The following is a 23107-nucleotide window of genomic DNA, read 5'->3' as shown; positions in this document are numbered from 1 at the left end:
CTCTACTTCACGCCTTTTTCGTCAAAGTACTTTTGGGCACCCGGATGAACAGGGATGCTGACGCCGTTCTTTACGTTCTCTAGCTTGATTTCCTTGGCTTTGGCGTGACCGAGCTTGTCGCTGTTCTCAAAGATCGCCTTTGTTACTTTGTACACGAGGTCTTCACTGAGATCGGAGCGAATCAAAAGCATTGATTTGACGGAGACGGTGGTCACTTCTTCCGGAACGGTTTGGTACGTATTGGCAGGGACTGTTGTTTTCACGTAGTAAGGGTATTTGGCGATGATTCCATCGATTTTGTCCGCGTCAATGGGAATGATTTTAACGCCAGTTGTCGCGGCTAGCTCCGTGATTGCTGCGGTAGGCGTACCGGCAGTTTGGAAGGCAGCATCCAATTGACCGTCCTGAATGGCTTTGGCGGAGTCAGCAAACGAGAGGCGCTGGAGCTTGGTATCTTCAAAGGTCATTCCATATGCTTCCAAAATTTGCTGAGCGTTCACTTCTGTGCCGCTTCCCGGAGCGCCTACGGATACGCGCTTATCTTTCAAATCGGCAACGCTTTTAATATTGCTGTCAGCAGAGACGACGATTTGGATGGTTTCATCGTAGAGAGCGCCCAATGCTTGGAAGGAATCAATGTTACCGTCTTGCTGGAACATGTTCGTTCCCTTTGACGCATACTCGGCAATGTCGTTTTGCGTGAAGGCGAGGTCCGCCTTTTTATCGCGAATGAGGCGAATGTTTTCAGCTGAAGCGCCTGTGGCTTGTGCTGTAGCAGTGATGCCAGCGTTTTTCGTGATATGGTCAGCCATGCCACCACCGAGTGGGAAATAGGTGCCGCCTGTACCGCCTGTTGCAATAATTAGTTGGGAGGGATCGGCGCTTCCTCCACCTGCACCTCCTTGTGTAGAGTTGCCGCCACCACATGCCGTCATGAGCGACATGGACAGAAGTAGTGTGAGCGAGAGAAGAAAATGACGCTTCTTCAAGATAATTCCCCCTTAGTCTAAAAATTCTGTTTATACAGCTTTCTTTGGCATTGTAAGGGGAGGTCTATAAAAAACTACAAAATTCTATAGAAAAATATAGTAAACTAAGAAATAAACGTTAACGATTTTTTGAACAATTTCATATGAGGAAGTGCGGGCAACATTTTATGAGAGAGAATTTTTCGATCCTGCTGCTTATGCTCATTGCTGTCCCGATTGCCGGGGAGCTCAAATTTCACCCGTTTCAAGATGATTTTCGCATTAGCTTTGGTACAACGGCTTTTTTCTTTTTTTTATTGTGGCTACGTCCTTCTTTCTTGGCAGGAATAGTTACAGGAATAATTGTTGTTCTATTTAGAATAGTCTTGGATTTCTTATATGAAGATGTCTTTTCGGTTCTGTCTTCTCTTCAGATGCACTTCCCCGCCTTTTGCTATTACGCTACCTTTGCTTGTCTTTTTTCGCTCTTTCGCGTTAATACACTACATCATCGACCGCTTTGGGTGGGGATGTTGGGGACAGGCGCAGAAATAGCAGCCAATTTGGTAGAGCTGTCCTTTCGTGCTGTGTCCTGGGAGGGAGTCTTTCAGCTGGAGGTCGTAGGGCCGATTGCTGTCATTGCATTGATACGTAGTTTTTTTGTCCTTAGTTTTTTCAATATGATTCAGCTGCGTCAGGCGAAATGGATGGAAAAGCAACAGCGTAATCGAAACGAACAGATGTTGATGCTCATCTCCAATTTGTACGAGGAATCTGTTCTTCTAAAAAAGACATTGCATCAGGTTGAGGATATCACGCGTAACTGCTATGAGCTGTATCGTGAGATGGACGAGGTGGAACATAAGGATGGGACGAGCAAGCGATACGCGAAGCGGCTGCTGTCCCTTGCCGGACAAGTGCATGAAGTGAAAAAGGACAATCAACGCATATATGCAGGCCTCTCCAAGCTGATTTCTGACGAGAAAGAACGAGACTATATGCCACTGGGCGAATTAATAGCGATCATTGTTCAGGGCCAACGAAAGTACGCGAGACTGTTGGAGAAGGACATTCAGTTTGAAACGAATGTGGAGGTGCCGTATCTCGCTTGCCACATTTACACGACACTCTCACTCATCAACAATCTAGTCGGCAACAGTGTCGAAGCCATCCGCGACCGGGGGATGGTATCGATCGTTGCTTCGATTGACGAGAGTCGGGAGTGGATTCATTTTGTTGTAACCGATGATGGGCCAGGTATTGTGGTGAAGGACAAGGAGCTCTTGTTCATGCCTGGATTCACTACCAAATACGACGTATCAGGCAGGCCTTCCACGGGGATTGGGCTATCATACGTTAAGGAAGTGACAGACAGTATCCAAGGAATGATTGATTTAGTCGAGGACTCATACGGACAAACAACACAATTTTGCATTCGCCTGCCAATCGCAACTCTGATTCAGAAAGGGTGACCTAATGCGCTACTTCATCGTGGACGACGATCCTGGGATTCGATTCATGCTCGGTCAAATGATTGAGGATGCTGATTTGGGAGAGGTATGTGGGGAAGCGGAGGATGGCTCACAAATTGACCACGATTTTTTGAATTGGAAGCAAGTAGACATCTTGTTGATTGATCTTTTGATGCCGAAACGAGATGGCATTGAAACAGTGCGCCAGTTAAGGCGTTTTACAGGCAAAATTGTCATGATCTCGCAAATCGAAACGAAGGAGATGATCGCTGAGGCGTATGCGACAGGGATCGAATACTACGTGACCAAACCGGTGAATCGACTGGAGGTCATCAGTGTTCTGCAAAAGGTACGGGAACGCATATTGCTGCAGCAATCCATCGAGGGTATTCAGCGGTCACTTTCTGTCTTGTCGGGCAGTATTAACATAACGGCAGCTCTTACCAAAGAAGCATCGTATCCTGAAAAGGGCATCTTGTCTTCCGCACGGTTTCTCTTAACTGAACTGGGGATGATTAGCCAAAAAGGCAGCAAAGATTTACTCGACATGATGGAGTGGCTGTATCGCTGGGAGAAGGAAATGGATGGGGAAGTGAATCTCCCACCTTTACGCGATATTTTTTGGGCAATTGCTGCCCGCAAGCTGGGAAAGGGAGTGACTGTCCTGATCCAAAAGGAAACAAAGGCCGCTGAGCAGCGGGTTCGCAGAGCCATCTATCAGGCATTAACTCATTTGGCTTCCCTTGGGCTGACCGACTACAGTAATCCCAAATTCGAGAGCTATGCGACCACGTTCTTCGATTTTACTGAGGTGCGAAAACGCATGCTGGAGCTTGAGAATCAGATGGAAATGACGATCTCTTCTACTCGTATCAATACCAAAAAGTTTATTTTTGTACTCTATATGGAGTCAAAAAGGCGAATTGGTGTATTTCAGGGCTGACTTTTGGAGTGGGCATCCAAATGTGATAAGATATTTCTATTGGTCATGAGCGAGGGCTTCGATGTAAGCTGGTAAAAGCTTTGGAATGCCTCCGTTTTACATTTGTTTTGGGAGGGAAATAAGTGAGCGAACTACGTAATCCATGGCAGCTACTTTACCGAGTCTATCGTCATGTGCAACCTGTTCTGGAGCGAGAGTTTGCGGCTTGGTACAAAAGAGCGCAGGCGATTCCCAATCCCGAGCTGAGAAAACAGGCACAAGACAGCATGAACTCCAAAAAGTTTCACTGCCAAGGGGGATGTGTTTATGCAGCACAGGTCATCCCGCATGTAGAGACAATTGTCCCGCTGATTGTCGCCTACCAAACAATTAGTGACTACTTGGATAATCTGTGTGATCGCAGCACGTCACTAGACCCGGAAGACTTCCGTCAGCTTCACGTGTCAATGCAGGATGCACTGACACCAGGCGCGCCCTTGCGAGATTATTATTTGTACCGTGAGGATAAGGATGACGGCGGCTTTTTGGCTGGGCTGGTTCAGACCTGTCAACAGCATCTCGCACAATTGCCAGCCTATGAAAAAATCCAGACAAAGATACTCGAGTTCTCTTGTTTGTATAGCGATTTACAAGTATACAAGCACATTGATCCCCAGTTGCGCGAGGATCACTTGTTGACGTGGTGGGATCAGTACAAAGAACGCTATCACGATTTGCACTGGCAAGAATTTGCGGCTGTCACAGGCTCGACCATCGGGATATTTGCCCTTTTTTGCTTGGCGACTGATCCAGATGTAAAGGAAGAGCAAATTCAAACGGTAAGCGAAGCTTACTTTCCGTGGCTGTGCGGGTTACATATTTTATTAGACTATTTAATTGACCTGGAAGAAGATAAAATGGGTGGAGATTTAAACTTCGTGAGCTATTACGATTCGGAACGAATAGCGACTGAACGCTTGAAGCTTTTCATAGAACAAGCAAAGGCAAGCGTTAAACGCTTGCCAAATCCTGCATTTCACCGTATGATCGTGGACGGGCTAGTCGCGTTTTATCTCGCGGATCGCAAGGTAAATCGGAGCCAGCCACACATTTATACTATCGCTAGACAACTGCTGAAGCAGGCTAAGGGCTTGCCCTCTGTCCTATTTTATGTGAACAGTTTGCTTGTACGGCGATAACGGAGAAGAGGTTAGCGCATATGCTTGCGCTTGTACGAAAAGCCAAATCCCATCAACGAGAAGGCAACAACGATACAGCCAAGGATACCGAGGGGGCTTTTTTCCCCAATGGCAATGCCAACTCCGATGAGACAGGCGGTTACCAAAAATGCCAAAGCCAGTGTTACCAATTGATAACGATTCATCGGTCTGTAACCTCCTATCTGTCAATGTTCCCATTATACCTTATTTTCCGCGAAAAGCATCCAGGTAAAGATTTCGGAAATCCCGGTAATATATTTGTGCGAAGTGGTGGAGAACGCAGATGGAAAGCATAATACAAATTAGAAAAGGGAATCGAGTGATAGAAGGTCATGTTACCTATGAAGAAGGGGACTTGATCGAAGCCGTATTTCCCAGCCCATTGGATGTCACTGTAGGGGATCAGATCCCTTGTCTATTGACGGCTGATTATGAAACGATCAATACGTTTGAAGCCGTGGTCGTGGCTAAAGACAAAAATCGCTTGTTTTTGTTCCACTCTCCAACAGCTACTGAGTTTCGGGAACAGCGCAGACGCTATCCCCGTTTCGACATGGAGGTTAAGGGATGGATCCAGTATCCGACGCAGGAACCAGACTCATTTTTTTCCGTTTATAGTCAAATGGTGTACTTGGTGAATTTGAGCCTGGGAGGCTTGGCATTCCGCTCAGACAAACAGATTCCTGCGGATCAGCAAATTGTCTTTTCTTTTGAATTGTATGGTCGCAATCGCCCGGATGGGGTAGTGAAAACTGACCTGGTTATCATTCATGAACGAATAGAGGGACCGAACTGTTTTTACGGCTGTACGATCAAAGGAATCAATGCACGTCATTTTCACAATTTGCGAAAGTACATTTTGCATCGGCAAATCGAGGAACGAAGACAAGTGAATATCGAGTAGGTCTTTTCGTGAATTGGTTCAATGGGGACCAATTTTTTTTTTGCTTTTTTTGGCTGGTGAGATTGGAGTAGCTGTAGGGGAGGGAAGAAGCGGATTTCCAGTCTACGCTTCGGCCTACGCCCTGCGGGGAGGCGGGGACTGTCCGCTACGGAATGAATGTCGGGAGCGCCTCAAAAGTAGATGTTCGAGGATGAGTTTTCAGAGGGTGAGGCTGAAAACCCCCGACATACATTCCTTCGCTGAGATGGGCTCCAGAGGCGCTTGGACTGGAAATCCGCTTCTTCCCACGCGGCTTCATTCGCATTTGAAAAGGCATCAAAGAGATGCTTGCAAAGAAAAACTGGAAAAGACTTCATGGCTAACCAAGCAAACGATCTAAAAACTGGACGTCCACCTCAGCTGTGGGAACACGGTGATATGTTTGGAACGAGACCGCCCGAACGAAGAGAGGATACAGGCGACTGGAAAACATGTCACCGGGCTTCGGCCCCGGCACAACTGCTGGAGGATATCCAGATAGATTTTTTGCGAAGCGAAGAGGAACATAAGCTTACATTAGCGAAACTTTGTCTAAAATGCTTCCTGATTCCTACTGGACAAATCGCACAGGGAGGAAACGTGAGATGTGGAAAAAATGGATGGTGTGTGTGCTTACCTTGATCCTGAGTATGCCGGTTGTGGCTTGCGAAGCGAATCCTACAACAGTATCGCAGCCAACTCAACAGTCTCTTCCATATCGGATGGAGGTAGTGGCTGATCAATTAGATGTACCTTGGGCCATGGATATAGCCGCGGATGGTCGGATCTTTTTCACAGAGCGACCAGGAAAAGTGCGAGTGATTCAGTCAGGCGAGCTGCTTCGGGAACCGCTCATCTCATTCCCTGCGCCGTTCATAAGCGAGGGAGAAGGCGGGCTGTTGGGCCTTGTGCTCGATCCCGATTTTGTGAATAACCACTACTTGTACGTTTACCATACATACAAAGAGGGAGAGGCTACTTTCAATCGTGTCCTGCGACTACGAGAAGTAAACCATGCAGCACAGATTGATAAGGTACTCCTCGACAAAATCCCGGGAAGCTCGATCCACAACGGAGGACGGATCAAAATTGGTCCGGATCAGCGTCTATATATTACGACAGGCGATGCGCATGAGCCAATGCTTGCGCAAGATCGGGCAAGTCTCGCCGGAAAAATTTTGCGCATCAATCTGGATGGAACCATTCCTGCCGACAATCCTTTTTCCGGCTCACCTGTATACAGCTATGGACATCGCAACCCGCAAGGCATCGCATGGTATCCGGATACCGGGATACTCTACAGCTCAGAGCACGGCCAGATTGCACATGATGAGATCAATCGGATCGAGCCGGGCGCAAATTACGGCTGGCCGGTCATTTCCGGTGAACAGCAAAAAGAGGGGATGAAAACCCCCCTCCTGCAAAGCGGTGATACGACATGGGCTCCTTCTGGCATGACGTTTGTATCCAAAGGGCCGTGGAAAGGACAACTGCTCGTAGCGAACCTCAGGGGTAAGCAGCTTCAAAAAATTAGCTTTGACGCTACTCGACCTGATACGGTATTGGAGACTGCTACTTTGTTCCAAGACGAGTTTGGACGATTGCGCGATGTGGTCGAAGGAAAAGGCGGCACACTTTATTTGTTGACCAACAACCGTGATGGTCGTGGAGATCCGAGAGAAGGGGACGATAAAATTATCCGACTCGTTCCGATCCAGCCGTAGAGGTAGCAACAGCCACGTCTTTTGTTCGTTTCCCCCAAATCCATTGTTGTAAGAGGACAGCGCCTCCGCCAATCGCAGCGATTAACATTCCGACCCATAAAAAAGCAGTGTTTGGACCCCAGATGGTCATAATGACGCCACCGAGCAACGGAGCAATAATGAAAGTGGCGCTCGTCAATGAATCGATAATTCCCCTCACGCGGCCCAGTGCTTGCGGGGGGCTTTCTTTTTGTACTAGATAATTGGCGCCGACCGAAGTCAGACCTGTTCCGACTCCAGCCAATATTGCGGGAATCAACAGCCAATACATGCCATTACCCGGCTGGAAAAGTCCAATCCACGAAAAACTAATTCCAATGAGCAAAACGCCACCGCCCAGCACCCACCCGTAGGAACGAATCTCTTTTAAGCGATGTAGCAAGGTGACGGTGACAAGTGCGCCTAATCCAATGACACTGACCGTAAACCCGAGCATTTCCGGATTGTCGGGCAGCTTCTCGCGGAAGATCACGGGAAACTGTGTATCCGCCAACTGAATAGCCAACGAGGTAACGGTTGCGAAGATCGTGCTGAACAACAGGACACGGTTTTGTAAAAAGATCCGCCAGCCCTCTTGCCATGCTTGACGGTAAGGGAGAGGCTGCTCTTCTACGAATGTACGAGTCAATGTATTCTCCACTTTACGAATCGTGAACAGAAATCCAGTAGAGAGAAGGAAGGTCGAAGCATTAATCATTAGACAAATGGCGGGTGCAAAAACGGCCGCTACCAATCCTCCGACAAGTGGTCCGATCAATTTCCCCATCTGGTATACGGCTCCATTCAAAGCAGAGGCTTGTAACAATTGATTCTCAGGTACGATTTGACGCGTCAAGGTCTGTTGCGCTGGATCATTGAAAACAGAGGCACTTGAACGCAGGGCAATGACCACCAGGAACCAGAACGGAGTAGGCATGGCAAGCAGGAGTAGAGTGAGGGCAGCCTGAATGATATTCATCGTCATGATCATACGTACCTTGTTCACGCGGTCTGCAAGCACCCCGGCAAGCTGCCCGAGCAAAATGCTTGGAGCTGCATAGGCAACGGGCAGGAGAGCCATCGTCATCGGATCAACCTTCCACACAAAACCCAATAGGATGGATACCGCAATAAAATCAAACCAATCGCCAAGCGTAGACAGTCCGTAAGAGATGAACAGCGTGCGAAACGTTCCATTTTCTTTTAACAAAAAAATCCCTCCATCGATCTGTTAACTCGATGATAAAAGGGATTTGTCAGAGGAATATCAGATAGTTGATGAGATGATGGCACGAATCTTTTTCTGCAAGTAATCAAACTGGTACTCTTCGGATAATTCCGTCCAGATTTTCTGGTATTTGCGCTCCCATTCTGCATCGTAGCCGAAGTTCCTGAAGAACAACAAAATACTTTGTATGGCATAAATCAGGTGAGGGACGAACTTGGTGGCACGGACGACTTCAATGCCTTCGTCGACCACGCGGCGCGCTTTGGTAATCTCCTGTCGATGGTACAAGCAAAGCCCGCGAGCAATGGTAAAGCTGCCGAGCTCACGCTGCATGGGGAGTGTCTGCAAGATGTCATTTGAGCGTTGAATCACTTCCTCCGCTTCATTCACCTGACCCATCAGTAGATACAGGAAGGCTTCTTCCGATTGAAGAAAGAGTTGGAAGCCGGGTGAATTGACTCGTTCGACAACCTCTCTTGCGGGTAACAGCTGTTTTTGGGCTCGCTCCCATTGCTTTGCATGAGTGTATACACCGACTGCATTGATTTTCATCTCATCCTGAAAAGTAGCAGGCATGCTTTCCAGATTTCTCATTGCCCATTCAAAAACTTCTATTGTCTTTTGTGAGTCCAATTGTGTCATATGGTACAAATGGAACCAATAAAACAGTTTGTCTGACTTAGGTGAAGCTTGATCCTCGATAAACCAGCTGAAGTCACCGACAACAAACCGCAAATAGGTAGCGTAAAAAGGTTCCATCTGGAAGCCAAGCACTTGCTGATTCGCATAGAGCGTCTGCAAAGCGGCCCCCATACCCATGCCGTGGTAGGTGGTTAGCATCTTCTGGATGTTCTCGGAGAAATCGCTGTTTAATGCCGATGGACTAGGCGATTGCTGCTCTTTTAGCGTAAGCCGATAACCAACTCCTCGAACCGTATCAATCGTGAGCAGATGCGACCACTTTTGCAGTTTTTTCCGCAAGCGGTAAATGTGATCGTCGACAGTGCGGTCTGTCGGTTCTTCCAGCGACCAGACGCGATCCAGCAGATCACTTCGTGAAAAGGCACGGTTTTTCCATGTGTACAGAAATTGAAACAAGGCGTATTCCTTAGGCAAAAGGACAATCGTTTCCCCAGCATAATGGATTTGATACGTATCATCGGACCATGTGATCAATCCCATTTGAAAGACTCCTCATTTATATTGAACTTCTTCATTTTATTGTAAAGGGTGCCGCGAGATACGCCGAGCAGCTCGGCTGCTGCTTTTTTGTTTCCGTACGTGCGCTCCAACGCTGCTAGAATGCGCTCTTTTTCGTTTGCAGGTTGAGAAGGGTACGCAATCGATGGACGTATGATGGACGGCGGTGTCGGAATCGGCGGCGCATACGTTCCCCCAATCGGCGTGTGCACAGAGACGTGTGTGGGTTCTGTGTGACTGCGAATGACAGACGGCAGATGCTCAGGCAAAATAACGCCGTTTTCTTGCAGGATCGACAGACGTTCGATGACGTTGCGAAGCTGTCGAATGTTCCCCGGCCAATTGTACTCGAACAACGCTTGCATGACCTCGGGAGAGATGCGTGGTACGGAATGGTCATGGGCCACGGAATACTCATGAATGAAAATTTGCACAAGCTCTGGCAAATCCTCACGTCGTTCGCGCAGCGGTGGGATTTCCAGAGAAAAGACGTTCAGCCGATAATACAAGTCCTCGCGAAAACGACCGTCTGCAACCATTTGCTCCAGCTGTCTGTTTGTCGCCGCTACAATTCGCGTGTTGACGGTGATCGGCTCCGTTCCGCCTACGCGGTAAAACTGTCGTTCCTGTAAGGCGCGAAGCAGCTTGACCTGCAACTCTAGCGGCAGCTCCCCAATTTCATCGAGGAAAAGTGTCCCGCCATGCGCCAGCTCTAGCTTGCCAGGCTTGCCTTTTTTCTCAGCTCCAGTAAAAGCACCGCCCTGATAACCAAACAGCTCACTTTCGAACAGAGCAGCAGGAATGGCACCGCAGTTAATCGCGATAAAAGGCTTCTCATGTCGGCGACTTGCCTGATGAATTGCTTTGGCAAACAGCTCTTTCCCGACGCCGCTTTCTCCATAAATCAGCACAGTCGCATCCGTCTGCGCCACTTTTTTTGCGGAACCAATAGCGGATTGTATCGAGGTAGAATGCCCCTTGATCGCATAAAAAGGATCGTCTGCTGCCTGAAACCGACTCATCTCTTGCTGCAAATTGTGGAGATGGGCCGTCGTATGTGCTAATTCTTCATTGAGACGAACCAACTCGGTAATATCCTGTTCAATAGAAATCGCGCCGATAATTTCACCCTCGCGGCGAATCGGTGCCGCATTAATGAGTACATGACTATCAGGACGAGGAATATGATAGACACGTTGTACAGATGTCCCTTGACGCAGGGCATCGAGCAGGCGGATTGATTCACTTTCGAAGTGCTCATCGAGAGAAGTTCCGACGACTTGGGCGCGATCGATTTCATAAATAGTTTCTGCTGCCCGATTCCAGTGTTGGACAACGTTGCGGGAGTCCACGATAGTGACGGCCTCGCTCATTGTATCCATCAAGGTACTGAGCAAGGCAGACTGATTTTGGGTCAACACGACAAAGGCATTCATGAGCTGGTATGGCTCGACCATTCCCGTCGGAGTCCCTTGTTCATCCACAATGACGAGTGTCGGCAGATCGGAAACACCTGGGCCAGCGAGAATGTGGCTGATAGATTGTTCGAGCGTGGTTGTAGAAGAGACGATGACGACTCTGCCCTTTCGTTCTTTATCAACCCATTCACCCACAGTTTCACCTGTGAGTATTTTGACAATATTAGGTGGAAGCGGAATCGCAAAGGAAGAGAGCGTACTGTCCAACGAAAATAACGGTTTCAAATCGTCACCTCTTATCCAAACTAACAGGAAAAGGGATCGTCCCTGTTGTACATCTAATCAGAAGTGTACAAGAATAAACACACAATGTACATATGTGTTGAAAACGTCGTAATGACATCACGATAGCGCTTACGAGAATAACTTGGCACGATTCATGCTAGTAGAAGTGGACAGAGTACGTTGAGGAGGAGACAGTCAACGATGGAACAAGCTATGAAGGATTTCTTTCTATTTTTATCCAAAAACAAAACCTTAAATTCTGCCGCGAAAAAGTGGGGTCTGCGCTTTGGAGCGAGTCGCTTTGTATCCGGTCAAACCATTGCGGAGGCAATTAATGCCGTACGCAAGCTGAACCAGCAAGGTCTCGTGTGCACGCTGGATCATCTGGGCGAATTCGTGTTCAGCGTAGAGGAAGCAAACGAGTCTGCTGACTATTGCATCAAAACGCTGGAAGCGATCCACCAATCCGGTGTCGATTGCAATCTTTCGTTGAAAATGACTTCGCTCGGTCTGGATATCAGCCGTGAGCTCTGCATGGACAACATGAGACGCATTTTGGATTCGGCTAAGAAAAACGGAAACATTTTCGTTCGTATCGACATGGAGGACTATGCACACAACCATGTGACCATGGAGATTTTGAACGAGTTGCTGCAAGAGTACGACAATGTCGGAACCGTTATTCAGGCATATCTCTACAAAGCATCGGACGATATCGACAGCCTGAAGGACAAAAAAGTGAACTTCCGTCTCGTAAAAGGAGCTTACAAGGAGTCTCCTGAAGTCGCTTACCCGAACAAGCCAGATGTAGATGAGAACTACAAAAAAATCATCAAACAGCATTTGTTGAACGGCGGGTACGCTGCTGTGGCAACTCATGATGACAACATCATTGATTTTGTGAAAAAGCTGGAAAAGGAACACAGCATCCCGCGCACACAGTTTGAATTCCAAATGTTGTATGGTATTCGCACGCAGTCCCAAATTGACTTGGCTCGCGAAGGCTTTAAAATGCGTGTTTATGTACCGTACGGAAACGACTGGTATGGATATTTCATGCGCCGTTTGGCAGAAAGTCCGGCAAACGTAAAATTTGTTCTCAAAGGAATGTTTACGAAATAAGTTTTGCGAAGTATACTTGACACCTTCGGAGGTTTCTCCGGAGGTTTTTATTTTATCTGGAAAGGTGAGAGTCTTGTGAATTATTCGATTATTTCGCTTACTCCTCCATATTCTTTTGACCGGTTGCTTCGGCGTCTTGAGACACATCCAGATACGCAGATACGTGTGAATAAAGAAAAAAATAGCCTACAGCGCGTCTTTCGTATCGGCTTACGGCCTGTTCTAGTCCATATGCAATTTGTGGGCAGCTTGGAAGAACCCACATTGCGCTACGAGACACAGGCGATTTTGTCCACGACAGACCAACAGCTGCTAGAAAAAATGATCCGCCGTACTTTTAGTGCCGATTTGGATCTATCTGTTATTTACGAGCAGATGAGGGAGGAAAAGGAACTTGCCATCCTGACCGAGCGGTTTCGCGGTCTTCGTCTTATGCTAGATGCCGATTTGTTTCAATGCATGGTCAAAACGATTATCGGACAGCAGATCAATCTGACCTTTGCAGCCAATTTGAGCGAGAGGCTGGTTACACTGGCTGGCGACCCAGTAGAAAACCCAAACGGCGAGGGCATCATCGCTTTTCCGACTCCTGACGCGGTAGCGAGATTGACTGTGGAGGATTTGCGTACTCTGCAATTTAGTCAGCGAAAAGCAGAGTATATTATCGATTTCGCCCGTGCCATTGTGAATGAAACGGTAGATTTGGAAAGACTATGGACAATGGGTGACGAGGAAATCATTACGTACCTCACTACGCTTAGAGGAATTGGACGGTGGACAGTAGAGTGCCTGCTCATGTTTGGGATGGGGCGTCCAGACTTGTTGCCAGCTGCTGACATCGGTTTGCGAAATGGAATTGTTCACCTCTATGGAATGAATTCGAAGCCAAATGAAAACGATATTCGCAAGCTAGGAGAAAAGTGGGCTCCATGGCGTAGTATCTATTGTCTGTACGTATGGGAAGCAGTGGGGGCGATTAAGAGAAAAGAGGTATTTGAGCTATAAAAACTTTCATTTTTAACAAAAGTTCAATAATTTTAAAAAATTAAAGGTTGAATAGTGAGTAAATTTTAAGTTATACTAATGAAAATTTTATTTAACTAAATAATATTGAGAGGATTCATATGAAAGAACTTTCAACGAAAGAAACAATTACAATTGGTTTGATGCTGTTTGCCCTATTCTTTGGAGCAGGGAACATGATTTTTCCGCCAGCTCTAGGACAAGCTGCGGGAGATAATGTTTGGATCGCGATGGTCGGCTTTTTGATTACTGGTGTAGGTCTGCCTTTACTGGGAATCATTGCGGTCGGCTTGGCTGGTGGTAATTTGCAAACGATGGCTTCAAGAGTCCATCCGATGTTTGCAGTCGTATTCACCTTTATTGTTTATCTGTCGATCGGTCCATTCATGGCGATTCCGCGGACAGGTACAGTAACCTTTGAAATGGGCGTGTTGCCGTTTTTACCTGAATCCATGAAAGGCAGCTGGGTACCGCTTTTTGTGACCACGATCGTCTATTTTGCCATCACCTTCTGGTTGAGTCTGAACCCGAGCAAGCTGGTGGATCGAATCGGTAAAATCTTAACACCTGCTCTTTTGATCATCATTGGCCTGATGTTTGTCAAATCACTCATTTCTCCTTTGGGTGAGGTGGGACAACCGACAGGCGCCTATCAAGATACAGCATTCTTCAAAGGCTTTATCGAAGGCTATCTGACGCTGGATGCACTAGCTGCGATGGTATTTGGTCTGGTAGTAACAACGGCTGTTCAGGAAAGAGGCATCATCGATCGCAAAAAAGTGATGTGGTCTACGATCAAAGCCGCTGTCCTCGCTGCAACTGGACTCGGGCTCGTATACCTGGCCCTCAGTTATTTGGGAGCGACCAGTGTTTCGATTGCGAAATCGGGAAATGGTGGACAAATTTTGACCGGGGTTGTGCTGCAACTGTTCGGTCCGTTAGGCTCGCTCCTGCTGGGAGCAGCTGTAACGCTTGCTTGCCTCACCACTTCTGTTGGGCTCGTCACAGCGTGCAGTCAATTTTTCTCGAGTCGTATTCCTAGCATCTCCTACAAGAAAATGGCTGTGATCCTGTGTGCGTTCAGTGCTGCGGTAGCAAACGTAGGCTTGACGCAGCTGATTACCTTCTCTGTGCCTGTCTTGATGGCGATTTATCCACTGGCGATTGTGCTGATGCTGCTGACGTTTTGTGATCGGATGTTCAATGGACATCGTGCCGTATACGTAGGCGCGATTACGGCAACGGCTGTCATCAGTCTGTTGGATGGAGCTTCCCAGCTTGGATTGTCTATTGACTCGCTAACACCAATTCTGGAACAATTACCACTGTACAAAGTAGGAATTGGTTGGCTGGTGCCAGCTTTTGCAGGCGCACTGTTAGGGTTGTTGTGGGCTAGCCTCACACGCAGTGTCCCGATTGTAAGAGAAACGAAGTAAAGAATAAGAGCGAGTGGGCTTTAGGTCCACTCGCTTTTTTATTGTCGCAAACAACTTTTATCCTTCTTTTACCAGCTGGGTAGGACTTCTATCCGTCCACAACACGGGTGATGTATGTTACCATGGAAAAACGTAAATTGTCTGAACGGCATGTTTCATTCTATGTCGTTTTGAAAGAAGGGAGGTTATTGGCTATGTCCACGATGAAAGTCTTGGTTGCCGATGACGATCCAAACGTACGCGAAATTATTCGCCTTTATTTTGAAAAACAACAAATCGAGCTCATCGCAGCAACAGATGGACGAGAAGCTCTTGAGATGATGGAAAAGGAACAGCCGGATGTGGTCATTCTCGATGTCATGATGCCGCAGTTGGACGGCTTTGAAGCATGCCGGGAAATCCGCAAGAAGTGGGATACACCGATTATTATGCTGACGGCAAAGGATGAGGAGTTTGATCGTGTGCTCGGCTTGGAGCTTGGAGCCGATGATTACGTAACGAAGCCGTTTAGTCCACGTGAGATCGTTGCTCGTATCCGCGCGATTATGCGCAGATTGCAGCCAAAGCCAAAAGTAGAAGATGAGGCAGTGCTTCGGACCTTTGCTTTTGATCAATTGACGATCGATCAGGATAAACGGGAAGTGATCGTTGCCGGGGAAAAGGTGAGCTTTCGCCCGAAGGAGTTTGATCTGCTTGTTCAACTCGTCAAATCGCCGGGAAGTGTATGGTCGCGGGAGCAATTGCTGGAACAAGTGTGGGGCTTTGATTATTTTGGCGATGTTCGAACGATCGATGTTCATATTAAAAAGATCAGACAGCGTTTAGATAAGCTCCCTTATGAATGCATTCAAACGGTTTGGGGGATCGGCTACAAGTTTGGGGTGGATAACTGATGCTAGGCATGTCGAAAAGTATCTACCGCAGACTGCTGGTCAGCTTTTTGGCTACCGTTTTGGTGGGGCTAGGGATTACAGGGATCGTTCTCTCCTTTTTTACGAAAGAGTATATTTACAATGCTAAAGAAGAAGAGCTTTTGCGGATGGCCAAAAAAGTGAATGCCGCTATCCATAACAGCAATGAAGTAAACAAAAGGCTTTTGGACAAGCTGGCGATGCTGGATGAGTCATTTGATACCCGCATCTGGTTATTTGATACGGAAGGAAAAATTGTCGCGACTTCGATGAAGGATGAGATGCTTACGGGCAAGTCCGTGGCAGTTTCCATCGCGGGTAACGTGCTAAACGGAAAAAGCGCGGTAACCGAGCTGCAAATCGAAGGTCTGGATGACCCGATGTTGTCGGTCTCCGTCCCGTGGGGCGAGGGCGAAAACGTCTATGGCGGAATTATTTTGCATGCGCCGATTGAAGGAATTGAGAAAACCTTTGGCCAAATGCGCGAGTCGATTCTGTGGGCGACCTTGTTTGGGGTGCTTCTTTCTACGATCATGGTTTCGTATTTGTCATGGTCAATCTCCCGCCCATTGCGAACCATTGAGAGAACAGCGGCTGAAATTGGTCGAGGGAATTACGCAGAGCGCGTCCAGGTCGATACGTCTGACGAGATCAACGACTTGGCGCAAACGATCAATACGATGGCACAGAAGCTGGAGAAGGTAGAGCAGGAGCGTCATCATCTGGAGCAAGTGCGCAATGATTTTTTGGCGAATGTCTCCCATGAATTGCGTACGCCTCTCACCGCGATCCAAGGTTTTCTCGAGGCGTTGCAAGACGGCTTGGTAGAGGAAGAAGAGGCGCGACAGAAGTATTACGCTGTGATGTACACCGAAACGATGCAAGTGAACCGCTTGGTGGATGACCTGATGGACTTGATGAAGCTGGAGAACAACGAAGTAAATCTGGCCAAGTTCCCTGTCGATGTGGCAGATGTCATGAATCGGGTTGCTTTTTCCTTCCATCAAGAAGCAGAGGAAAAAGGGCTTCGCATGGGAGTAGAGGTAGAGGACGAGCTGCCGAGAATTTATGCCGATAAGGATCGGATCGCGCAAATTCTGAAAAATCTGGTGAAGAATGCGCTCAAGTTTACGGCTGCAGGTGAAATTCGCATGCGTGCTTCGCTGGAAGAGGAATACGTACAGATTCAAGTGATCGATACAGGGATGGGAATTGCAGCAGATGACCTGGATCGCATCTGGGAACGTTTTTTCAAAGTGGATCGGGGACGTTCCAAGAACAATAAAGGGACAGGGCTTGGACTCGCCATTGTAAAAGAGCTGGTAGAGCTGCATGATGGCAAATGCAGAGTGGAGAGCACGCCTGGGAAGGGCAGTACTTTTACGATTTGGCTTCCAAGGATTAAGCCGGAGAACTAGATCATGATCCGACAAAATGATCATGGTCATACTTTTTTCATATTTTGATCATCGTTTTTTCCCACTTTTCTTACAGAATGGTTATCTTTGCCCGTTACGATATAGGTGTGACAGCGAGAAGGTCACGAAGCCAAGGAATGAAAGGGGAATGAACATGAACAAAAAATGGTTCTCCATTGCTACTGTCGCATTACTCCTGTCTGGCAGCTTGGTTGCCTGCTCTGACACAACAGGAACTCCTGAACCGGCGACACAACCAGAGGGCACGACAAGCGAAACCGCTCCGGGGTCCTCCACTACTGATAGCGGACAATCGACCGATAGCTCGGTTTCGCAAGATCAGTCTACAACGGATGCGTCTGCGGACAGCTCTGATGCATCGACGGGTACAGGTTCGTCTACGGAAGCACCTGCGACAGATGCCAATTCTGATGCAGGTACCAGCACTGGATCGCCTAGTGCTGCGGGAACCGAAAGCAGCGGTTCCACTGGACAGTCTACAACGACTGACGCCAGCAAGAAGTAATCATTCACGAACTGGAAACACGTTTGTTTGAACTCCTCTACTTCCCTCCCGTTTTATATACCTTGATGACGGCTATAGGCCGTCTTTTTTTTTGTCTAAGAAAAGTAGCCGTAGTGATGAGAAGTGCATTTCCAGTCTACGCTTCGGCCTACGCCCTACTGAGGGTGTGGACTGTCCGCTCCGAAATAAATGGCGGGAGTGCTTCAAAACGTAGAAGTTTCATGAAGGGTTTCATAAGTGAAGCTGAAATTCCCCGCCATTTATTTCAGAGCTGGGTGGGCTCCAGAGTCGCTAGGACTGGAAATGCACTTCTCCATTCGCAGCTTTTTAAAACCAGTATGTTCTTAATCAATAGTGATACAGAAAGCTTGAAAAATGCCTTGGTGGTATGTGGTATGATTATCCAAAATCATACATAGCGAGCGGGAGGGAGAAGCATGATCACGTATCCATCGTTGAAAAAGGGCGCTACTATAGGGGTAACTGCGCCATCATCAGGTGTACCAGAGTATTTGCATGAACTAATCAGGCTGGCATGCAGTCGTATGGAGAGCAGGGGGTATTCCATCGTTTGCAAAAATACAGTCTGGACACAGGAAAAAGCCAAGTCAGCTCCTGCCACAAATCGCGCAGCCGAATTCAACTCCTTGATGCAAGATGTAGACGTCGATATCATCATTCCTCCCTGGGGTGGCGAGCTGCTGATTGAGATTTTAGACAAGCTTGATTTTCAGTCCATGCAACCCAAATGGGTGTTAGGCTATTCAGATGTGAGTGTACTGTTGCTCGCGATTACATTAAAAACGGGGATGGCTACGGCCCATGGGACGAATCTGATGGATTTGCGTGGAGCAGAAATGGATGAGACGACCGCCATGTGGGAAACGGTTCTGTCAACGCAAAAGGGCGAGTCGATCATGCAGTACTCTTCCCCGATGTATCAAAAGGAATGGCAGCATACGAATCCTTCGCCGCATATCTTTCACCTAACGGAACCGACTGTATGGAAAACCACAGAGACTACTTCCCACGTAAACATACAGGGACGGCTACTTGGCGGCTGTATCGATAGCATTCGGCATGTGATCGGCACACCGTATGGGGACGTACAAACGTTTCAAAAAGAGCAGATCGGGAATGAAGCGATCATCTGGTATTTGGAAAACTGTGAACTTTCTACGACTGATCTGCGCAGATCTTTGGTACAAATGAAGCTGGCCGGATGGTTCGATCATTGTGCGGGGATCATGTTTGGGCGCAGTCCAGCGAATCAGGCGGTCGAAGGTTATACGGTGGAAGACGTCTATCAGGAGCTGGCTGCTGAGCTGCAAGTCCCTGTTCTTTACGATGTAGATTGTGGGCATATGCCGCCGCAAATCACGTTTATTAATGGAGCATTTGCTGAAGTGGAGCTGACTTTCGAAAAAGGAAGCGTACGGCAATATTTTCGTCCATAAGCATAAGAGAACGAGGGCTTCCCAACGAATGGGAAGCCCTCGTAGCATGTACGCAAACATGATTTTTAGCCTTGCTTCTCGTTGTACTGGGGGAGAGGATGTTCCACCGTCGTTTCTCGCTTATTTTTGGCCGATTCACGTGTACGCAGAGTGGACAAGGCGACACCGAGGAAAATAAATGCGCCGCCAGCGAAAAAGCTGACACTCAAATGCTCATGCAGCAACAGCCAGCCTAAAAATGCACCGACAATGGGCTGAACAAAAAAGAATCCGGCCCCACTCCCTGCGGGCATCAGCTCGAAGCCTTTGTTCCACAAATAAAAAGCACCTGCGGTAGAAATCATCCCGATATAGAGGACACCTGCCCAGATCTCCCAACCAAATTGCCAGGAGATAGGCGTGACAGCCAGCTCCCAAAACATAAGCGGACTCGTAAAGATGATGCCAAACAATGCTACGTAGGTAGTGACGAGCAGAGACGAATAGCGCTGCGTTGCCTTTTTACTGAGAACGGTATACAATCCCCAGCTAATCGCTGCTACGAACAAAATCAGGTTGCCTGCCAGGGAAGACTGGGCGTCAGCTTGATCTGGAACACCGATGACGATAATCACACCAATCGTCGCTAGCAAAATACCCGCTGCCTGCTTTAGATGGATGCGTTCTTTTAATAGCCAGACCGCAAAAATGGCAATAAAGGCAGGTGATGCAGAGGTAATCAATGCACCCATGTGGGCAGTAGACAGCTTGGTACCAAGAAATTGCGCGGCTATGGAGATCGTGACCCCGACGAAGGCGATGACTATCAGCAGAGGATAATCCTTTTTCGAGACACGCTCCTTGCGAGCAACGGTAAATGCCCCCAACACGACTAAAGCAATGCAAAAGCGCAAAATCAATAGCGTGAACGGTGGAATCACTTCCAACACGACCTTGCTGACGACATAAACACCGCCCCAGATCGCTGCGGCGAGAGTTAGGCAGACAGCCCCAAAAAACATTTGCTTCCATTGTGATTGTGACATAACAAGTCCCTCCCGGAATAATGATTTAATCATTCTAGTGTTATTCCGTAGCCGGGAGGCAGTAAGAGAACCTCTTCCTCACCGACTAGGAGAGGAGGGTGGGCACATCATTTTCAAAAAGGCGACGGTTCATATCGTTCACCTCCTTACTTTGTAGGGGTTAGCCACTTGGCTACCAGCAGCACTGATTGTGTCAGCCGACCGACTGGTGCCTCCACCTGACGATACTGCTCATAGCCAAGCCGCCCCCAGAAAAGAAGAGCGGGTTCATTATGCGCAATGACACCGTGATGAACATGCTGACTACCATGCTGGATGCAGTAGGCTTCCATGAGTGTAACTACCTCTTTTCCAAAGCCCTGCTGCTGATAATCGGCATGCAGAAGCAAGAGACTAATCCAGCTTTTTGGATCGTGTTCACTGGAGAGGACGATATGGATGACTCCGATGATCGTACCTTCACGAGTAATGGCGAGCCAATGCCCGGAAGGTATGCTTATCGTGGCGTCATATTCGGCTTGCAGTTCAGCAAGACTTACTGTGCTCGTGCCGTTTCGAAGCTGATTGTACCTTGGGTTACTGTTGTAGGTGGCGAGTAAGTCGGGTAAGTCCTCGCGCAGCAATTCGCGAATGATGAGCCGCTCACCTGTCAGAATGAGACTCATTGAGATCCTCCGTACTTGCGGATAAGTCCAATCTGCCCGCCGTGGTAGCCCATATGATAGATCAGACGACCAAGTGCCTGACGGGGAGTCAACGTGGCAATTGGTGCTTCACAGGGGATGTCCCACGCGTCTTTTGGCAGGGCAGCCAAAGAATCCAGCAAGTGATGGTAGGCAGCATCTTTGAAAGCAAGCAAGGTAGACAAGTTGGTAAAATTTCCTTCATCCTTTACAGGTCCAATTGTAGTGAGGGTGATTTCGGACGGGATTGCTCTTCCGAAAAACATCATACAAAATCGATATTCAACTTCCGCGATGTGATGAATCAAAAATCCGATGGAATTGGAGCCCGGAGCCAGCTTCCTGCCAAGCTCGGCTTCTTTCAAATGGACGAGTGCATCCTGATACCGGGAGCGAGCTGTTTGCAAGGTCGGCAATAGTTCTTGTTCGAACATCCAATCTTCCTTTCTGGCGTTTATTTTTATTATAGGAAAAAGTTCAGGAAAGAACAGCATGATCATTCGGAATATTTTGAATGAATGTTCACTCAGCTACCTGAATTCGTTATACTGAAGAAAAACAAGGAGTGAGAACGATGGCTCATCGCTATCATCTAACTGTTCGTTCTACTGATATTGACGTAATCGGACATGTGAACAATGCCAAGTATTTAGAGTACATGGAGTGGGCGCGTTTTGAGTGGATATGGGAGCAAGGATTTACGCTGGATGAATTGAGGCGACGGGCGATCATGCCGGTAGTGGTCAATATAAACATTAACTACCGCAAAGAGTTGAAGATGCGTGAAGAGGTAACGGCGATTACTACGGTGGTCAAGGTGGGTGAAAAAAGCTTCGTCATCCGCCAAGAGCTGTACAACGCTGCAGATGTATTAGTGGCGGACGCCGATGTGACAATGGTCATGATCGATGCGAATACACGCCAGTCTATTTCTTTGCCAGTTGAGTTGAAAGAGACACTGCTTGTGGAATTGCCTAAAAGCTAAAGGTATCAGGATGACTTGCGAATGAAATCGCGGCGGAAATTATTCCATTCGAGAGCACGCAGCGCCAATGTCTCCAAGATACGCTCATGGCGATCTTGACCTTCCTTTAACTCAGAAACATCCTGCTTTAACTCAGCAACATCTTGCTTCAGTTCGGCAACGTCGGCTTTTAACAGGTGAACGTCCATAGTCAAAGCGTCCATCTTGGCATCCAATTCGTCCTGCCGATCCATAAGAGCATGAGCAACCAGACGCAACTCATTCATACCCTCTATCAAAATATCCAGTTTTTCGTTAGACATGTTTCCACCTCCTTTTTCCGTTACAATGATCATAACAAAAGACAGAGTCATATGCACAATGAAAACAGCAAGAAAAAAAGGAAGGGGAAGCAATCCAGCCATGTCCAAATTTACGACAATCCTATTTGATCTCGACGACACTCTCTTCGATTTTTTAGCTTGCTGGGAGAAAGGGATGCAGCAGACGATTGCGACCCATGCACTTACAGCAGAACTAGACCAAGAGAAATTTCTTGAGGCTCTGCGGCGCCACGGAGATGATTTGTGGGTCGATGTCATTGCCAAACGCTACGATTTTACGCAATACAGAAGGTTGCGTTTTCAGCGAGCCATGGCTGAATGTAACCGACAGATTGAAGCGGAGCAGGTCGACGATTTTCAACGCGTCTATCAGGTGGCATGTATGGATGCAGTCCAGCCAGATGCCACTGTTCAGTCTACCATTGCGAAGTTGGCAGAAGAGCATACACTAGGGATTGTCACCAATGGTCCTGTCGATATGGCATTTATCAAGCTGGAGCGGTTGGGATTGCCTACGTATTTTCCTCGGGAGCGGGTGTTTATCTCCGAAATGATCGGACATCATAAGCCTGATCTACGCATATATGAACATGTTCGTGAAAAGCTCGGTGTTGAGAGTAAGCAGGTGCTGTTCGTTGGAGATACGTGGGAGGCAGATGTAGCAGGCGCGATGGACGCAGGCTTCTCAGCAGTCTGGATCAATCCTCGAGGGAAGAAGCCTACTTCCGAGCATCAGCCACTCGCTGTCATTGAACGGCTGGATCAGCTTCTCGCAATCTTGTAGAAAAAAGCAGCCCATTGCCCCATAGCCGCATAACTTG

23 protein-coding genes are annotated in these 23107 nt (G+C 47.8%); 14 read left to right on the top strand and 9 right to left on the bottom strand.

The window, feature by feature from the left end:
• Window positions 1–2: 2 nt before the first annotated feature.
• The gene (locus tag ACFVS2_RS18810; RefSeq protein WP_390236498.1) at window positions 3–989 is read right to left on the bottom strand and encodes a TAXI family TRAP transporter solute-binding subunit; all 987 of its coding nucleotides are present in this window, start codon (window positions 987–989) and stop codon (window positions 3–5) included.
• 512 nt (window positions 990–1501) lie between these two features.
• Between ACFVS2_RS18810 and ACFVS2_RS18805 the strand changes: the two genes are divergently transcribed.
• The 3 genes from ACFVS2_RS18805 to ACFVS2_RS18795 all read left to right on the top strand — a co-directional run bounded on the left by ACFVS2_RS18805 (window position 1502) and on the right by ACFVS2_RS18795 (window position 4561).
• Complete coding sequence (locus ACFVS2_RS18805) at window positions 1502–2440, top strand: ATP-binding protein (RefSeq protein ID WP_390236495.1); 939 nt, start codon at window positions 1502–1504, stop codon at window positions 2438–2440.
• A gap of 4 nt (window positions 2441–2444) precedes the next feature.
• Window positions 2445–3383 carry a response regulator gene (locus ACFVS2_RS18800; protein ID WP_173618116.1) on the top strand — a complete coding sequence of 313 codons (939 nt, stop codon included), beginning with the start codon at window positions 2445–2447 and terminating at the stop codon, window positions 3381–3383.
• Window positions 3384–3505: 122 nt separating this feature from the next.
• Complete coding sequence (locus tag ACFVS2_RS18795; protein WP_390236492.1) at window positions 3506–4561, top strand: tetraprenyl-beta-curcumene synthase family protein; 1056 nt, start codon at window positions 3506–3508, stop codon at window positions 4559–4561.
• 11 nt (window positions 4562–4572) lie between these two features.
• Here the strand turns inward: ACFVS2_RS18795 and ACFVS2_RS18790 are convergent, their stop codons facing one another.
• Window positions 4573–4746: a YlaF family protein gene (locus ACFVS2_RS18790; protein WP_007722723.1), complete on the bottom strand. Its 174-nt coding sequence runs from the start codon at window positions 4744–4746 to the stop codon at window positions 4573–4575.
• 119 nt (window positions 4747–4865) lie between these two features.
• Here ACFVS2_RS18790 and ACFVS2_RS18785 point away from each other — a divergent pair, with 119 nt between their 5' ends.
• Together ACFVS2_RS18785 and ACFVS2_RS18780 are read left to right on the top strand one after the other, a co-directional pair.
• Window positions 4866–5486, top strand: coding sequence for a PilZ domain-containing protein (locus ACFVS2_RS18785; protein WP_173618114.1), 621 nt, complete (start codon window positions 4866–4868; stop codon window positions 5484–5486).
• A gap of 623 nt (window positions 5487–6109) precedes the next feature.
• A complete protein-coding gene (locus ACFVS2_RS18780) occupies window positions 6110–7228 on the top strand; it encodes a PQQ-dependent sugar dehydrogenase (protein WP_390236489.1) in 1119 nt (372 codons plus the stop codon).
• Here the strand turns inward: ACFVS2_RS18780 and ACFVS2_RS18775 are convergent.
• The 3 genes from ACFVS2_RS18775 to ACFVS2_RS18765 are packed head-to-tail and all read right to left on the bottom strand — an operon-like array spanning window position 7200 to window position 11377.
• The gene (locus tag ACFVS2_RS18775) at window positions 7200–8456 is read right to left on the bottom strand and encodes an MFS transporter (protein ID WP_390236486.1); all 1257 of its coding nucleotides are present in this window, start codon (window positions 8454–8456) and stop codon (window positions 7200–7202) included. The two genes, ACFVS2_RS18780 and ACFVS2_RS18775, sit on opposite strands and share 29 nt — an antisense overlap.
• Before the next feature lie 57 nt (window positions 8457–8513).
• A complete protein-coding gene (locus ACFVS2_RS18770) occupies window positions 8514–9656 on the bottom strand; it encodes a winged helix-turn-helix domain-containing protein (RefSeq protein ID WP_390236483.1) in 1143 nt (380 codons plus the stop codon).
• Complete coding sequence (locus ACFVS2_RS18765; protein WP_390236481.1) at window positions 9647–11377, bottom strand: sigma-54 interaction domain-containing protein; 1731 nt, start codon at window positions 11375–11377, stop codon at window positions 9647–9649. The genes ACFVS2_RS18770 and ACFVS2_RS18765 overlap by 10 nt, the downstream gene beginning before the upstream one ends.
• A 201-nt stretch (window positions 11378–11578) precedes the next feature.
• On the opposite strand from ACFVS2_RS18765, the gene ACFVS2_RS18760 reads away from it, so the two are divergent.
• The 7 genes from ACFVS2_RS18760 (at window position 11579) to ACFVS2_RS18730 (ending at window position 19270) form a co-directional block, all read left to right on the top strand.
• A complete protein-coding gene (locus tag ACFVS2_RS18760) occupies window positions 11579–12499 on the top strand; it encodes a proline dehydrogenase family protein (protein ID WP_173618109.1) in 921 nt (306 codons plus the stop codon).
• 75 nt (window positions 12500–12574) lie between these two features.
• The gene (locus ACFVS2_RS18755; RefSeq protein WP_390236478.1) at window positions 12575–13504 is read left to right on the top strand and encodes a DNA-3-methyladenine glycosylase family protein; all 930 of its coding nucleotides are present in this window, start codon (window positions 12575–12577) and stop codon (window positions 13502–13504) included.
• A gap of 119 nt (window positions 13505–13623) precedes the next feature.
• Window positions 13624–14958: a branched-chain amino acid transport system II carrier protein gene (gene brnQ, locus ACFVS2_RS18750; protein ID WP_390236475.1), complete on the top strand. Its 1335-nt coding sequence runs from the start codon at window positions 13624–13626 to the stop codon at window positions 14956–14958.
• 194 nt (window positions 14959–15152) lie between these two features.
• A complete protein-coding gene (locus ACFVS2_RS18745; RefSeq protein ID WP_390236473.1) occupies window positions 15153–15851 on the top strand; it encodes a response regulator transcription factor in 699 nt (232 codons plus the stop codon).
• Window positions 15851–17287 carry a sensor histidine kinase gene (locus ACFVS2_RS18740; protein ID WP_390236471.1) on the top strand — a complete coding sequence of 479 codons (1437 nt, stop codon included), beginning with the start codon at window positions 15851–15853 and terminating at the stop codon, window positions 17285–17287. The genes ACFVS2_RS18745 and ACFVS2_RS18740 overlap by 1 nt, the downstream gene beginning before the upstream one ends.
• A gap of 154 nt (window positions 17288–17441) precedes the next feature.
• Window positions 17442–17813 (top strand): hypothetical protein, encoded by a 372-nt coding sequence (locus tag ACFVS2_RS18735; protein WP_173618105.1) that lies wholly within the window; start codon window positions 17442–17444, stop codon window positions 17811–17813.
• A 437-nt stretch (window positions 17814–18250) separates the two neighbouring features.
• A complete protein-coding gene (locus ACFVS2_RS18730) occupies window positions 18251–19270 on the top strand; it encodes a S66 family peptidase (protein ID WP_390236469.1) in 1020 nt (339 codons plus the stop codon).
• A gap of 65 nt (window positions 19271–19335) precedes the next feature.
• Here the strand turns inward: ACFVS2_RS18730 and ACFVS2_RS18725 are convergent, their stop codons facing one another.
• The 3 genes from ACFVS2_RS18725 to ACFVS2_RS18715 form a co-directional block, all read right to left on the bottom strand.
• Window positions 19336–20295 carry a DMT family transporter gene (locus ACFVS2_RS18725; RefSeq protein ID WP_390236467.1) on the bottom strand — a complete coding sequence of 320 codons (960 nt, stop codon included), beginning with the start codon at window positions 20293–20295 and terminating at the stop codon, window positions 19336–19338.
• A gap of 146 nt (window positions 20296–20441) precedes the next feature.
• Window positions 20442–20960, bottom strand: coding sequence for a GNAT family N-acetyltransferase (locus ACFVS2_RS18720; protein ID WP_390236464.1), 519 nt, complete (start codon window positions 20958–20960; stop codon window positions 20442–20444).
• Window positions 20957–21412 (bottom strand): DinB family protein, encoded by a 456-nt coding sequence (locus tag ACFVS2_RS18715; RefSeq protein ID WP_390236461.1) that lies wholly within the window; start codon window positions 21410–21412, stop codon window positions 20957–20959. Before ACFVS2_RS18715 ends, ACFVS2_RS18720 begins: the two co-directional genes overlap by 4 nt.
• 140 nt (window positions 21413–21552) lie before the next feature.
• Between ACFVS2_RS18715 and ACFVS2_RS18710 the strand changes: the two genes are divergently transcribed.
• On the top strand, window positions 21553–21963 hold the full coding sequence (locus tag ACFVS2_RS18710; RefSeq protein WP_173618100.1) for an acyl-CoA thioesterase: 411 nt from the start codon (window positions 21553–21555) through the stop codon (window positions 21961–21963).
• A gap of 5 nt (window positions 21964–21968) precedes the next feature.
• Here ACFVS2_RS18710 and ACFVS2_RS18705 read toward each other — a convergent pair whose 3' ends face one another.
• Entirely contained in the window at window positions 21969–22265 is a 297-nt protein-coding gene (locus tag ACFVS2_RS18705; RefSeq protein WP_173618099.1) for a hypothetical protein, read from the bottom strand.
• 100 nt (window positions 22266–22365) lie between these two features.
• Between ACFVS2_RS18705 and ACFVS2_RS18700 the strand changes: the two genes are divergently transcribed.
• Complete coding sequence (locus tag ACFVS2_RS18700) at window positions 22366–23070, top strand: HAD family hydrolase (RefSeq protein WP_390236457.1); 705 nt, start codon at window positions 22366–22368, stop codon at window positions 23068–23070.
• Window positions 23071–23107 lie beyond the last annotated feature (37 nt).

The organism is Brevibacillus sp. NPDC058079 (genome assembly GCF_042885155.1).
Taxonomy (GTDB): Bacteria; Bacillota; Bacilli; order Brevibacillales; family Brevibacillaceae; genus Brevibacillus.
This window is presented reverse-complemented; position numbering and strand designations above follow the sequence as displayed.